The sequence below is a fragment of the Streptomyces sp. NBC_01454 genome, assembly GCF_036227565.1.
GTDB lineage: Bacteria > Actinomycetota > Actinomycetes > Streptomycetales > Streptomycetaceae > Streptomyces.
The window spans coordinates 4097340-4111251 of sequence record NZ_CP109460.1; the positions used below are offsets into that span (position 1 = coordinate 4097340).

Here is a 13912-nt window from a genome sequence, read left to right on the forward strand (position 1 = left end):
CTGGTGTCGCAACGGACATCGTCATCGGCATCGGCAAGGGGACAGCGACAGCATGTACGGCTGGATCTGGCGGCATCTGCCGGGCAACACGTGGGTGAAGGCGCTGATTTCCCTGGTGCTCGCCCTGGCGGTCGTCTTCATACTCTTCCAGTACGTCTTCCCGTGGGCGGAGCCGCTGCTCCCCTTCAATGACGTCACTGTCGATCAAGGGATGGCAGCCGTCCGATGACCGCACGGATTCTCGTCGTCGACAACTACGACAGCTTCGTCTTCAACCTCGTCCAGTACCTCTACCAACTCGGTGCCGAGTGCGAGGTGCTGCGCAACGACGAGGTCGCCCCGCGGCACGCCCAGGACGGCTTCGACGGGGTGCTGCTGTCGCCCGGTCCCGGTACTCCCGAGCAGGCCGGAGTCTGCGTCGACATGGTCCGGCACTGCGCGGACACCGGAGTCCCGGTCTTCGGCGTCTGCCTGGGCATGCAGTCGATGGCCGTCGCCTACGGCGGCGTGGTGGACCGCGCGCCCGAGCTGCTCCACGGCAAGACCTCGCTGGTCGTCCACGAGGGCGCCGGCGTCTTCTCCGGGCTGCCCACGCCGTTCACCGCCACCCGCTACCACTCCCTGGCCGTCGAGCCGGACACCGTCCCCGACGACCTGCTCGTCACCTCCTGGACGGAGGCCGACGACGTCCCCGGCGGACGGATCATCATGGGCCTGCGGCACCGCGAACTACCGGTGGAGGGTGTGCAGTTCCACCCCGAGTCGGTCCTGACCGAGTGGGGGCACCGGATGCTGGCCAACTGGCTCGTCGAATGCGGCGATGAGGGGGCGGTGGCGCGCTCGACGGGGCTGGCCCCGGTGGTCGGCAAGGCCGGCGCGTGACCGCCTTGCGCCCCGAGCGTGAAGGCAGTTCCCACGAGCCCTACGAACCGGACCGGTCGTATGCGCCACAAGACCCGTACGGACCGCAGGAGCCCCACAGGCAGCCCGACGCGTTCGAGGCCGCGGTGGAAGCGCTCAACGACCCCCTGAACGATCCGCTGCCGGGCCAGGCACCCCCGGCACCCCCGGCCGCTTCGTACGGCCAGCCGGGCCGGGGACGACGCCGGGGCAAGCCGGCCCAGGAGGGCGTGCGGCAGGGCTCGCCGTGGTTCCGCCCGCATCTGGAGCCGGACACCTCCCGGCCGGACCGGCAGCCTCCCGCGCCACAGTCTGCCGGCCACGGCCAGGGGTACGGCGCCGGCCCCGCCCCCGCCCCCGCCCCGCGCCCCGCCTCGGCCGAGCCGATAGCCCGGCCCTATGCCGCGCGGGAGACGCCGCCACCCCCCGCCCCCGCTCCCCCCGCAGTGGCCGCCCCCACGCCGTGGCGGAACGACGACGAGACCATGGCGCTGCGGCAGGCCGAGAAGCCCGACGGCGACGCCGTTTCACGTGAAACCGACGCTGCTGATGTCGGGGGTGCCGCGGTTTCACGTGAAACCGCGGCGGAGTCTTCGGCCACCGGCGGCAGAGCGGCCCGGCGCAAGGCCGCCCAGGAGGCCGCCAAGCGAGGCGGCCGACGAGGGCGTCACGGCGGGCCGGCCGACACCACGGCGGCCGCCGACCCCGCCGCCGCTGCCCCCACGTCCCGGGTGGAGGCCCGGCGGGCCGCTCGCGCCGCCAAGGACAGCCCCAGCCTGATCGCCAGCCGCGCACTGGGCGAAGTGTTCATCACCCTCGGCGTGTTGATGCTGCTCTTCGTCACCTATCAGCTCTGGTGGACGAATGTCCGCGCCGAGGAGGAGGCGGGCGGCGCCACCACCAACCTTCAGCACGAGTGGGACAAGGGCGGCGGCGAGAAGAAGAACCTCGCGGACGGCGAGCGCTTCGGGATCATGTATATCCCCAAGCTCGATGTGAAGGCCCCGATAGCCGAGGGCATCGACAAGCACAATGTGCTCGACCACGGCATGGTCGGTCACTACGACAAGAGCAGCGGGACCAAGACGGCGATGCCCTGGGACAAGAAGGGCAACTTCGCGGTGGCCGCGCACCGCAACACCCACGGCGAGCCGTTCCGCTACATCAACAAGCTGACCAAGGGCGACAAAATCGTCGTCGAGACGCAGAGCTCGTACTACACCTACGAGATGGAGAGCATCCTCCCGCAGACCTCGCCGAGCAACACCAGCGTGATCGGCCCCGTACCTCCCGGCTCGGGGTTCACCGGCCCCGGCCGTTACATCACCCTGACGACCTGCACCCCGGAGTTCACCAGTACCTATCGGATGATCGTCTGGGGCAAGATGGTCGACGAGCGGCCGCGGAGCAAGGGCGAACCGGATGTGCTCACCGGCTGAGTGAACAAAAGAGGGGTGCTACGCGGTGACTGCCACCGGAAACGACCAGGTATGCGACCGGTCCGCGCCGCCACTCAAGCCGCGTCGGGTGCGCAGAGCCGTCGCCTCCGTCGTCAGCGTCATCGGTGAGCTGCTGATCACGGCCGGGCTGATCCTGGGGCTGTTCGTCGCCTATTCGCTGTGGTGGACCAACGTCCTCGCCGACCGCGCCGCGCACCAGCAGGGCGACCAGGTGCGCAAGCACTGGGCGAGCAGCGGTCCCAAGGGGCCGGGGGAGCTCGACACCAAGGACGGCATCGGCTTTCTGCACGTACCGGCGATGGACAACGGCGAGGTGCTGGTCAAGAAGGGCACCGACGCCGAGGTCCTCAACGAGGGCGTGGCCGGCTATTACACCAAGCCGGTCAAGTCGGGGCTGCCGAAGAACAAGAAGGGCAACTTCACCCTCGCCGCCCACCGCGACGGCCATGGCGCGAAGTTCCACAACATCGACAAGCTCAAGGACGGCGACCCGATCGTCTTCGAGACCAAGGACACCTGGTACGTCTACAAGGTCTTCGCGACACTGCCCGAGACCTCGAAGTTCAACGTGGACGTCCTCGACGAGGTCCCGAAGGAATCCGGCAAGCACAAGGCGGGCCGCTACATCACCCTCACGACCTGCACCCCGGTCTACACCTCGACCTACCGCTACATCGTCTGGGGCGAGCTGGTCCGCACCGAGAAGGTCAACGCGGACCGCACACCCCCGAAGGAGCTCGGCTAGCCGCCAGGGGCCCCGCCGGCCCGGTGTGCGGACAACGGAAAGCCCCGGCACCCATTCCTGGGTGCCGGGGCTCCGTTTTGCCTCGTCGTACGGGCCGCTAGCCGCCGAACGGTCCGCCGAAGATGCCGCCCCCGCCGTCGTTTCCGCCGTTACCGTTGCCGCCCCCACCGCCGCCGATGGTGGTCAGCGTGACGGTGGTGTTCGCGGGGTCGGACGGTGTCTGGGCCGCCGGGTCCTGCGTGACCACCCGGGCGTTGTCGTCCGGCGAACTGCCGCCGGCGAACTGGATGTTCTTGAACCCGGCCTGCTGGAGCGCCTGCTTGGCCTGCTTCACGGTCTGGCCGATCACGCTGGGCACCGGCGTCTGGGCGCCCGCCTTGCCGATCGTGAGGGTCACCGTGGAGCCCTTCTTGGCCTGCGTGTTGCCCTGCGGGCTCTGGGACTGCACCTTGCCGACCTGGTTGGGGTCGGTGACTTCCTGCTCGGTCTTGGTGACCTGGAAGCCCTGGTCCGTCAGCTGCTTCTCCGCCGCGGCGGCGTCCTGCCCCGTGACGTCCGGGACGCTCACCTTCGGGCTCGCCTGGGCCACCGTCAGCGTGACCTCGGTGCTCTTGGCTGCCTTGCTCTGCGCAGGGGGGTCCTGGTCGATGACGGTACCCGGCGTACGGTCGGACACCTCCTGCTTCTGCTTGACGTTCGTGAAGCCCTTCTTGCTCAGCTCCTTGAAAGCGTTCGCGTACGAAAGGCTGCTGACGTCGGGCACGGTCACCTCTGCGGCCCCGGAGCACAGCGTGACGGTGATCGTGTCGTTCTTCTGGATCTCCCCGCCGGCTGCCGGGTCCTGCTCGGTGACCTGGCCCTTCTTGACGTTGTCGCAGGCCTTGCGGCCCCCCTCGTCGACCTTGAAGCTGCCGTTGCGGCCGGACTCCTTGGCCTCCCTGAGGGTCTTGCCCACGAGGTTGGGCACCGGTGTCGTGCCGCCCTTGTTGCCGTGGGTGAACATCGCCTTGCCGATGAAGATCGCACCGATCAGGACGAGGACGGCCGCCAGCACCAGCAGGATCGTCGAGGTGTTGCTCTTCTTCTGGCCACCGCCGCGCCGCCGGTCGCCGCGGTCGTCGTAGCCGTAGCCCCCGTCGTCGGGGTTCATCGGCGGCAGCATCGAGGTCTGGCCGGCCGGATCCTGCGGGCGCAGCATCGTGGTCGGCTGGTCCTGGTCGTAGCCCCCCGCGCCCATGGCGGAGGTCGCCGCGACCGGCTGGCCCTCCAGCGCCGCCTCGATGTCGGCACGCATCTCGTCCGCCGACTGATAGCGGTAGTCCGGGTCCTTGACCAGCGCCTTCAGGACGATGGCGTCCATCTCCGGCGTGATCTCGGGGTCGAAGTTGCTCGGCTTCTGCGGCTCTTCACGGACATGCTGATAGGCCACCGCGACCGGTGAGTCACCGACGAACGGCGGCCGCACCGTCAGCAGCTCGTAGAGCAGACAGCCGGTGGAGTACAGGTCGGAGCGGGCGTCGACCTGCTCGCCCTTGGCCTGCTCGGGAGAGAGGTACTGCGCCGTGCCGATGACGGCCGCGGTCTGCGTCATGGTCATACCGGCGTCGCCCATGGCGCGGGCGATGCCGAAGTCCATGACCTTGACCTGGCCGGTGCGCGTCAGCATGACGTTGGCGGGCTTGATGTCGCGGTGGACGATGCCGGCCCGGTGGGAGTACTCCAGCGCCTGGAGGACACCGGTGGTCATCTCCAGCGAACGCTCGGGCAGCAGCTTTCTTCCGGAGTGCAGCAGCTCACGCAGAGTGGAGCCGTCGACGTACTCCATCACGATGTACGGGATGGAAACGCCGTCGACGTAGTCCTCGCCGGTGTCGTAGACCGCGACGATCGACGGATGGTTCAGCGAGGCGGCCGACTGGGCCTCACGGCGGAACCGGGCCTGGAAGGACGGGTCACGGGCGAGATCCACCCGCAGCGTCTTCACAGCTACGGTACGGCCCAGGCGGGTGTCATGCGCGAGGTACACCTCGGCCATGCCACCGCGGCCGAGCACCGAGCCCAGCTCGTACCGGCCGCCGAGGCGACGCGGCTCTTCCATAAGCTTCTCCAGCCCTCTCCGTCAGTCCCGACCGCACCGGTGTGTGGTCCGGCGGTGTGCTGTCCGGGCATACCGTACCCGGCACGCCCTACCGGACCGGGCCGGAGCCGCAACCTGATACGTGACCGGTATTGGCATGACCCGCGTCACTTCTGGCCTTCGAGTACTGCCTCCATCACGCGCTTTGCGATCGGAGCAGCGAGTTTGCCGCCGGCGATGTCGTCGCGGAGGGTGTCGGATCCCTCAATGACGACGGCGACCGCGACGGGGGTGCCCTTGCCGGTCTTCGCGTAGGAAATGAACCAGGCGTAGGGGTTGTCCTTGTTGTTCTCGCCGTGCTGCGCGGTGCCGGTCTTTCCGCCGACGGTCACGCCGGGGATCTGAGCGGCGGTTCCCGTGCCGTTCTTGACGACGGTCTCCATGATGCTCTGGACCTTCTGGGCGTTCTCCGGGCTGAGCGGCCGGCTCATCTCCTGCGGCGTGTGCTGCTGGACCACATTGAGGTTCTGCGCGACCAGCTGGTCGACCATGTACGGCTTCATCAGCTTGCCGCCGTTGGCGACCGAAGAGGCGACCATGGCCATCTGCAGCGGCGTGGCGCGGTTGGAGGCCTGGCCGATGCCCGCCATGGCGTTCTGCGGCCGGTTGTCCTTGGGGAAGATCGACTCCGAGGCGCGGACCGGGGTGTTGATCCCCGGGTCGTTGAAGCCGAACTTCTCCGCCTCGGCCTTCATCTTCTTGTTGCCGAGGTCGGCGCTGATCTTGCCGAACACGGTGTTGCAGGACCAGCGCAGCGCCTCACGCAGGGTGGCGTCCTTGCACGGGATGTTGCCCTCGTTCTTCAGCTGCAGGCCCGAGGTGTCGGGGAGCGTGTAGGGCAGCGGGGAATCGGTCTTGGAGTCGACGTCGTGGTAGAGGCCGTTCTCCAGGGCCGCCGAGGCCGTGACGACCTTGAAGGTGGAGCCGGGCGGGTAGGTCTGGCGCAGCGCCCGGTTGAGCATCGGCTCGTCGGGGTCGTTCTTCTTCTGCAGCGCGTTGTACGCCTCGGCGTCCTTGTTGCTCATCCCGGCGAACGAGGACGGGTCGTACGACGGGGTGCTGGCCAGCGCCAGGATCGCGCCGGTCTCCGGGTTGATCGCGGCGACCGCGCCCTTCTGCTTGCCGAGCCCGTCGAAGGCGGCCTTCTGGGCCTTGGCGTTGAGCGTGGTCACCACGTCGCCGCCCTTCTGCTTGCCGCCGGTGAACATGTCGACCGTGCGGCTGAAGAAGAGGCGGTCGTCGGTGCCGGTGAGAATGCCGTCGTTCAGCTTCTCCAGCTGGTTGGCGTCGAAGGCCTGCGAGGCGTAGCCCGTGACCGGCGCCCACATCTTGCCGTTCTTGTACGTGCGCTTGTACTTGAAGTCGCCGCTGTCGGTGGTCGTGGACCCGGTGACGGCCTTGCCGTCCACGATGATGTTGCCGCGCGGGGTGCTGTAGCGCTCGATGGCGACCCGGCGGTTGTGCGGGTCGTTCTTGAGCTCGTCACCCTGGACGAACTGCACCCAGTTGACGCGTACCAGCAGGGCGAGGACGAGCAGGCCGCAGAAGATCGCGACCCGGCGCAGGGGCTTGTTCACGGGCGGACCACCTGGGTCATCTCGGCGTCGGTGGACGGGGCGGGGGCCGGCGCCGGACGGCGCGCGGTGTCGCTGATCCGCAGCAGGATGGCGACGAGTGCCCAGTTGGCGATCACGGACGAGCCACCCTGGGCGAGGAACGGCATCGTCATACCCGTCAGCGGGATCAGGCCGGTCACACCGCCGGCGACGACGAAGACCTGCAGGGCGAAGGCGCCGGAAAGACCGATCGACAGCAGCTTGCCGAACGGGTCACGGGCGGCCAGCGCCGTGCGGATACCGCGCTCGATCAGCAGGCCGTAGAGCAGCAGGATGGCCATCAGGCCGGCCAGACCGACCTCCTCGCCGACCGTGGCGAGGATGTAGTCGCTCTTGGGCGCGATGCCCAGGATGAGGCGGGAGTAGCCCTGTCCCAGACCGGAGCCGAGGATGCCGCCGGACCCGAAGGAGTACATCGCCTGGGCGGTCTCGGTGACACCGCCGTTGGACAGCTCCAGCGGGTTGAGCCAGTTGTGCACACGCGTCTGGACGTGCGACTCGAACGTCGCCACCGCGACCGCGCCGCCCGCGCTGAGCAGCAGACCGAACACGATCCAGCTGGTGCGCTCGGTGGCGACGTACAGCATCACGACGAACAGACCGAAGAAGAGCAGCGAGGTACCCAGGTCGGTCTCGAAGACCAGGATCATCAGGCTCAGCGCCCAGATGACGAGGATCGGGCCGAGGTCGCGGCCGCGCGGGAGGTAGAGCCCCATGAAGCGGCGGCTGGCCAGCGCCAGCGCGTCGCGCTTCACCATCAGATAGCCGGCGAAGAAGATCGCGATGATGATCTTCGCGAACTCACCGGGCTGCAGCGAGCCGAGACCCGGAATCGTGATCCAGATCTTCGCGCCGTTGACCCCGGGGAAGAACACCGGCGCCACCAGCAGCACCAGCGCGACCACCATCGAGATGTAGGTGTAGCGCTGCAGGACACGGTGGTCCTTGAGGAAGATCAGGATGGCCAGGAAGAGCGCGACGCCGAACGTCGACCACATCAGCTGGTTGGGCGCCATCGCCTTGCCCAGCGAGGGCTCCTGGTCCAGCCGCCAGATGAAGATCAGGCCCAGGCCGTTGAGCAGGGTGGCGATGGGCAGCATCAGCGGGTCGGCGTACGGCGCCCACTTGCGGACGACGAGATGCGCGACGCCCGCCAGCAGGCCGAGGCCCAGGCTGTAGCCGAGCACACCGGCCGGCACCGTGCCTTCCTTGGCCAGGCCGACGTTGATGTACGCGAACACCGGGATCAGCACCGCGAAGATGAGCATCGCCAATTCGGTGTTGCGGCGGCTCGGAGCTCCGATGGTGCCGATAGTGGTGGTGTTGGTGGTACTGCTGCTCATGAGATCTACGGCCCCCTACGCCCTCACTGCTGGGTGCTGCAATTTTTTTCCAGCTTCAGCTGTTCCTCGGAGGGGGCCTGGCTGGGAGTGGCTGTGGGAGACGGGGACACGGGCGCGGCAAGCGTGCCTGCCGTGCTGGTGCCGCTGTTCTTGTCCGTCTTGTCGGTGGAGCCGGGCCGGGTGCTCGGGGCACCGGACTTGGACGGCGTGCCGGGCTTGGACGGCGTACCCGTCTGGCCCTTGCCGGGGTGCCGCGCGGCCTCGCGCTCGGCGGCCTCCCGCTGTTCCTTGCTGCGGCAGGCGTTGGCCTGCCGGCTCAGCTCGGTGACCTTTTCGCCGCCCTGGGTGCGGCTGTCGACCGCGATCGTCTCCTTGACCTGGTTGCGCTGGTACAGCGGCAGGTACTTGAGTTCGATCTCGGGGTGGTCCTGGTCCACGTCGTTGAGCTTTATCCACGCGAGGTCCTGGCTGATGCCCTGGTAGAGCGCGACGTGGTCGTCCTTGGTGCCGACGAAGTACTGGGTCTGCGTCCAGCGGTAGCCCGTGTAGAGCCCGCCGCCGACGACCGCCAGCGCCAGCGCGATCAACAGGGACCGCTTGATCCACCGTCCGCGCGGGCGGGGCTTGACGAAGTCCTCGTCCATGAACGCGCCGAACGAGCCCTGCGGCGGACCGCCGACCTCCGGATCACCGCTGCCCGGCGGCCCGAAGCCGCCCGGCGCGGGCGGCTGCCCGCCCGGCCGGCCGAGCTCGGCGGCCCGGGCGGCGGGCGTCTGCATCGTGCTCGGGTCGCTGAGCTGGTGCTGGTTCTCCGCGACGGCGCCGACGACGACCGGGGTGTCGTTGAGCTGCCCGGCCATCGTGTCGTTGCCGTCCACGTCCAGGACGTCGGCGACGATGCAGGTGATGTTGTCGGGTCCGCCACCGCGCAGAGCGAGCTGGATCAGCTCCTGCACGGTCTCGTGCGGCCCGTGGTAGCTGGCGAGGGTCTCTTCCAGCGTCTGGTGGCTGACCACCCCGGACAGTCCGTCCGAGCAGATCAGATACCGGTCGCCGGCCCGCACCTCACGGATCGACAGATCGGGCTCGACATGATCGCCGCTGCCCAGCGCCCGCATCAGCAGTGACCGCTGCGGGTGGGTGGTGGCTTCCTCTTCGGTGATCCGGCCCTCGTCGACCAGCCGCTGCACCCAGGTGTGGTCCTGGGTGATCTGGGTCAGTCCGCCGTCGCGCAGCAGGTAGGCGCGCGAGTCGCCGACATGGACCAGGCCGAGCCGCTGTCCGGTCCACAGCAGGGCGGTCAGGGTCGTGCCCATGCCCTCCAGCTGGGGGTCCTCCTCGACCATCACCCGCAGCTGGTCATTGGCGCGCTGTACCGACGTGCCCAGGGAGGTGAGGAGGTCGGAGCCGGGTACGTCGTCGTCGAGCTGGACGAGGGTGGAGATCACCTCGGAGGAGGCGACCTCACCGGCGGCCTGGCCGCCCATGCCGTCCGCGATGGCGAGCAACCGTGGCCCGGCATAGCCGGAGTCTTCGTTGCCCTCGCGGATCATGCCCTTGTGCGATCCGGCGGCGAAGCGCAGTGACAGACTCATGCGCACCTCACCCGTCGGCTCGGGGTACAGCCGGTCTCGTCGAGCCACACTGCCCACCCTCCGGTCGGGAGCACACCGTGGTCCGTCGAGTGGACCGCCGCGGCTCGCTCGCTCCGCTCGCTCATTGTCGTACTACTTCCGCAGCTCGATGACGGTCTTGCCGATGCGGATCGGGGCTCCCAGCGGAATCGGTGTCGGGGTCGTCAGTCGGGTCCGGTCCAGGTACGTGCCGTTGGTGGAACCGAGGTCCTCGACGATCCACTGGCCGTCACGGTCCGGGTAGATCCTGGCATGCCTGCTGGACGCGTAGTCGTCGTCCAGCACGATCGTGGAGTCGTGCGCACGGCCCAGGGAGATGGTCTGGCCTTGGAGGGCGACGGTGGTGCCGGTCAGTGAGCCCTCGGAGACCACCAGCTTGGTGGGGGCTCCTCGGCGCTGCCGGTTGTTGCCGCGGCCGCCTTCCTGGCGGCGCTGCTGCTGTGGTGGCGGTGCGGCCGCCTGTCGCTGCGTACGTGCTTCCTGTCCGCCGCGCCGCGCGGCACCGCGCTGTGTGACGCGCGTGCCGAACAGATCGCTGCGGATGACCTGAACGGCCACGATGACGAACAGCCACAGTACGGCGAGGAAACCCAACCGCATGACCGTGAGGGTCAGCTCTGACATTGCCCCCGCTTCACCCTTCGGCTTGCCGGTAAACGATGGTGGTACTGCCCACGACAATCCGCGAGCCGTCGCGGAGATTAGCGCGAGTGGTGTGCTGCCCGTCCACCACGATGCCGTTCGTGGAGCCCAGGTCCTGGACCATGGGGGGCGTTCCGACCCGGATCTCACAGTGACGCCGGGAGACACCCGGGTCGTCGATCCGTACGTCAGCGTCTGTGCTGCGGCCCAGCACGAGGGTAGGACGCGAGATCTGGTGGCGGGTGCCGTTGATCTCGATCCAGCGCCGGGTCTGTGCGTGGGGCTGCGGTCCTGCACCGGGCGGTGCCGTACGGGGTACGGGCTGTGCGCCGCCGGCAGGCGGGGACGAAGGCATGGGGGGCGGGCTCACGTGCCCGCCCCCGGGCTGGCTGCCGCGGGGCGCCGAGGCGGCGCGCTGGGCGGCCGCCGGGCCCGCGGGCTCCTGGGACGAGCTGGAGGCGAGCGTGCGGCTGCGGACGCGGTACAGGCCGGTGTCGAGATCGTCGGCCTTCTCCAGATGGACCTTGATCGAGCCCATGAAGGTGTAGCGCTGCTGCTTGGCGTAGTCGCGGACCATGCTGGAGAGCTCGTCGCCGAGCTGCCCGCTGTAGGGGCTCAGCCGCTCGAAGTCAGGCGTGCTCAGCTCGACGATGAAGTCGTTGGGGACGACCGTGCGGTCGCGGTTCCAGATGGTGGCGTTGTTGTCGCACTCGCGCTGCAGGGCGCCGGCGATCTCAACGGGCTGCACCTCGGACTTGAACACCTTGGCGAAGGTGCCGTTGACGAGACCTTCGAGCCGCTGCTCGAAACGCTTCAGTACTCCCACGGGGCACCTCCTTCCTCAGTCTTCGTCGGGGTCGTCCTGATCGAGTCGTCCTGATACTGCTTACTGATCGTATCCACGCGTAGGGAAATCGGCTGGTTCCCCTTTCCCGCCTTGAGGACGAGTGTCGCCCCTCACAGGGTTGCCCGGTGCTTGTCTGCTCCTTGCCCACTGCTCGTGCACTGCGATCGTAGATGTGCCCCGTGGACAGTGTCCCGCAACCGCCGACCGGTCCGGCCGGGCGGGGGCCGGAGTCGGTCATGGCACGGAGCCTGCCCTTCCGGCCGGCCCGGAGGCAGGCCGGTGCGCTTGCTCCGGTTGCGGCTACCGCGAGTGTGACCCCTCGGGGCAGTGCACGGCCAATGTCCGAGGCACGGCGGGGTGCCGCCCGGAGGTCTCCGCAGGGCGGGGACCGGGGGAAAGGCGTGTGAAGGCACCCCCGTCAGCGTGCTAATGTTCTGGATGTCGGCAGGCGCTCGCACAAGACCCGGACGAACAGCCCGGATCACGTGAGAGAATCAACCGGCAGCACCCATGCGCGGGTGGCGGAATAGGCAGACGCGCTGGATTCAGGTTCCAGTGCCCGAAAGGGCGTGGGGGTTCAACTCCCCCCTCGCGCACAGATGAGACCCCCGGTCTCCGGAGAAATCCGGAGACCGGGGGTCTTTCGTTGTCTTTGTCACGTTGTTGCCTGTGTCACGCGTAGGGGAGGTGCGTGATGGGTGGCCGGGGGCGGGTGGGGCGGTGTGAGGCCTACGTCACATATTTGATCTTGGGTGCGCGTGGACGCGGGCGAGGCAGCGGTTTCTGAGGCCGGGGCGCCCCCCGGGGCCGGGTGGCGTGGGTGAACCGGGCTTTCGGGTGCGGGAGTTGGGGTCTGCAGGCCTGCGGGCCTGGGTGAGCGACCGTGTCCGGCAGTGCTCACCCGGCCCCCGGTCCCGTCCCCGTTCGCTCTCCCCCGGGCGCCGGGCCGGCTCAGGCGGCGAGGCGCCCGGCGAGGGCCTTGGCCTTGGCCTGCGCGTCCTCGTGTGCCTTCTCGCGGGAGGTCTCGTACAGCGGCACCAGCTCGGCCATCGCCGGGTTGTTGGGGGCCATGGTCAGCTCCGGGACGATGAAGTCGACGTCGAGGCCCAGCCCGCCGCTCAGCACGGCCTCCAGGTAGTTCTGCACGTACTCGAAGGGCTCACGGGGCGTGCCCGGGGCGTAGGAACCGCCGCGGCTGGCGACGACGGTGACCGGGGTGCCCTTGGCGGACGGCTGCTCGCCCGCCGTGCGGCCCATGAGGATCACCTGGTCGAGCCACGCCTTGAGGGTGGAGGGGATCGTGAAGTTGTACATCGGTGCGCCGATGACGATCGCGTCGGCCTGCTCCAGTTCCTCGGCGAGCTCGACGCGCAGCGCGAAGGCCGCCTGCTGCTCGGGGGAGTGGGTGGCCGGGTCGGAGAAGCCGGCCGAGGCGGCGACCGCGTCGAGGTGCGGCAGCGGGTCGGCGGCCAGATCGCGGTGGATGACGGTGCCGTCGGGGTGCTCGGCCTCCCAGGCCTTGCGGAAGGCCGCGGTGACCGAGCGGGAGGCGGAGCCGCCCTCGGGGAAGACGGAGGAGTCGATGAGCAGAAGCGTGGCCATGAGGATCGGTCCTTCGGTACGCGGCCGGGCGGTGCGCGACCACTGGTTGAATTCCGTACGTCACTATTAATAGCACAGGAGCTTACTTTTCCGCAGTAGCAAACGAGAGAGCGGTACTCTGGGCGTATGGCGGACCACGGCGAGGCGATGTGCAGGCAGGTCGACGGCGGCATGACGCGCGTCTTCGAGGTGTTCGGGAAGCGCTGGACAGGGCTGATCGTCGCCACTCTCATGCCGGGCCCGGTGCACTTCGCCGAGCTGCGGCGGGCCATCCCCGGGATCAGTGAGCGGATGCTCTCCGACCGCCTGATGGAGCTGTCGGCGACCGGCCTGGTCGTGCGCGAGGTGGACGCGGGGCCGCCGCTGCGGGTCTCCTACCGGCTGACGGAGGCCGGTCTGGCCATGGAGCCCTCGCTCAAGGAGCTGGCGCGGTGGGCGGAGACGTATCTCACCGACGGCGGCCAGTGTCCGGAGCGGTTCCGGAAGTAGGCGGACGGGCGCGTCGGGACGGGCGGGGGGCTTCGCGGGCTTGATCCTGGCCCTGGTCCTACCCCTGTCGTTCCTGGGCGGCGTTGTAGCGCTGTAGGTAGGTCGCGAAGCGGTCGAGGTCGTCCTCGTTCCAGTCCGCCAGCCGGTCGCGGAACGCCAGGCGGCGGCTGGCGGTGACGTTGGCGAGCACCTGGGCGCCCTTCTCGGTGGGGTGCAGTACCTGGACGCGGTGGTCGTCCGGGTCGATGCGGCGCTCGACGAAGCCGAGTTTCTCCAGTGCGGCGATCTGCCGGCTGACCGTGGACTTGTCCAGGAGGTAGTGCGCGGCGAGGTCCGTGGCGCGGCATCCCTGCTGGTCATCGAGGTGGGCCAGCAAGGTGTAGGAGACCAGTGACAGCTCGGGGTGCATCCGGGCGGCACTTGCGCGGGCCCGGCGGGCGAACGCGGTCATCTCCTGCTGGATGGTCTCGACGGAGTCGTCGCGGTGGGCCACGGGT

The 13912-nt window shown here is 68.9% G+C and carries 13 protein-coding genes and 1 tRNA gene; 6 read left to right on the top strand and 8 right to left on the bottom strand.

What is annotated here, in order from left to right; translation table 11 throughout:
* Positions 1–52 precede the first annotated feature (52 nt).
* The 4 genes from OIU81_RS18105 to OIU81_RS18120 are packed head-to-tail and all read left to right on the top strand — an operon-like array spanning position 53 to position 3105.
* Positions 53–229, top strand: coding sequence for a hypothetical protein (locus OIU81_RS18105; RefSeq protein ID WP_329149128.1), 177 nt, complete (start codon positions 53–55; stop codon positions 227–229).
* Positions 226–882, top strand: a complete 657-nt coding sequence (locus OIU81_RS18110; protein WP_329149130.1) for an aminodeoxychorismate/anthranilate synthase component II — start codon at positions 226–228, stop codon at positions 880–882. Before OIU81_RS18105 ends, OIU81_RS18110 begins: the two co-directional genes overlap by 4 nt.
* Positions 879–2339, top strand: coding sequence for a class E sortase (locus OIU81_RS18115; protein WP_329149132.1), 1461 nt, complete (start codon positions 879–881; stop codon positions 2337–2339). Before OIU81_RS18110 ends, OIU81_RS18115 begins: the two co-directional genes overlap by 4 nt.
* A 25-nt stretch (positions 2340–2364) precedes the next feature.
* Positions 2365–3105: a class E sortase gene (locus OIU81_RS18120; RefSeq protein ID WP_329149134.1), complete on the top strand. Its 741-nt coding sequence runs from the start codon at positions 2365–2367 to the stop codon at positions 3103–3105.
* Positions 3106–3202: 97 nt separating this feature from the next.
* On the opposite strand, the gene pknB is transcribed toward OIU81_RS18120, so the two are convergent.
* The 6 genes from pknB to OIU81_RS18150 all read right to left on the bottom strand — a co-directional run bounded on the left by pknB (position 3203) and on the right by OIU81_RS18150 (position 11303).
* The gene (gene pknB / locus OIU81_RS18125) at positions 3203–5203 is read right to left on the bottom strand and encodes a Stk1 family PASTA domain-containing Ser/Thr kinase (protein WP_329149136.1); all 2001 of its coding nucleotides are present in this window, start codon (positions 5201–5203) and stop codon (positions 3203–3205) included.
* A gap of 146 nt (positions 5204–5349) precedes the next feature.
* The gene (locus OIU81_RS18130; RefSeq protein WP_329149138.1) at positions 5350–6819 is read right to left on the bottom strand and encodes a peptidoglycan D,D-transpeptidase FtsI family protein; all 1470 of its coding nucleotides are present in this window, start codon (positions 6817–6819) and stop codon (positions 5350–5352) included.
* On the bottom strand, positions 6816–8201 hold the full coding sequence (locus OIU81_RS18135) for an FtsW/RodA/SpoVE family cell cycle protein (protein ID WP_329149140.1): 1386 nt from the start codon (positions 8199–8201) through the stop codon (positions 6816–6818). Before OIU81_RS18135 ends, OIU81_RS18130 begins: the two co-directional genes overlap by 4 nt.
* A 23-nt stretch (positions 8202–8224) precedes the next feature.
* A complete protein-coding gene (locus OIU81_RS18140) occupies positions 8225–9796 on the bottom strand; it encodes a PP2C family protein-serine/threonine phosphatase (RefSeq protein ID WP_329149142.1) in 1572 nt (523 codons plus the stop codon).
* A gap of 132 nt (positions 9797–9928) precedes the next feature.
* A complete protein-coding gene (locus tag OIU81_RS18145; protein WP_249634310.1) occupies positions 9929–10459 on the bottom strand; it encodes an FHA domain-containing protein FhaB/FipA in 531 nt (176 codons plus the stop codon).
* A gap of 10 nt (positions 10460–10469) precedes the next feature.
* Positions 10470–11303, bottom strand: a complete 834-nt coding sequence (locus OIU81_RS18150; protein ID WP_329149146.1) for a DUF3662 and FHA domain-containing protein — start codon at positions 11301–11303, stop codon at positions 10470–10472.
* 533 nt (positions 11304–11836) lie between these two features.
* Here OIU81_RS18150 and OIU81_RS18155 point away from each other — a divergent pair.
* Positions 11837–11920: transfer RNA gene (locus OIU81_RS18155), tRNA-Leu, on the top strand.
* Between the two features lie 355 nt (positions 11921–12275).
* Here OIU81_RS18155 and OIU81_RS18160 read toward each other — a convergent pair.
* The gene (locus OIU81_RS18160; protein WP_329149148.1) at positions 12276–12926 is read right to left on the bottom strand and encodes an FMN-dependent NADH-azoreductase; all 651 of its coding nucleotides are present in this window, start codon (positions 12924–12926) and stop codon (positions 12276–12278) included.
* 126 nt (positions 12927–13052) lie between these two features.
* Between OIU81_RS18160 and OIU81_RS18165 the strand changes: the two genes are divergently transcribed.
* Positions 13053–13415 (top strand): winged helix-turn-helix transcriptional regulator, encoded by a 363-nt coding sequence (locus tag OIU81_RS18165; RefSeq protein WP_329149150.1) that lies wholly within the window; start codon positions 13053–13055, stop codon positions 13413–13415.
* 58 nt (positions 13416–13473) lie between these two features.
* Here OIU81_RS18165 and OIU81_RS18170 read toward each other — a convergent pair whose 3' ends face one another.
* Positions 13474–13908, bottom strand: a complete 435-nt coding sequence (locus tag OIU81_RS18170; protein ID WP_329149151.1) for a MarR family winged helix-turn-helix transcriptional regulator — start codon at positions 13906–13908, stop codon at positions 13474–13476.
* Positions 13909–13912: the final 4 nt, after the last annotated feature.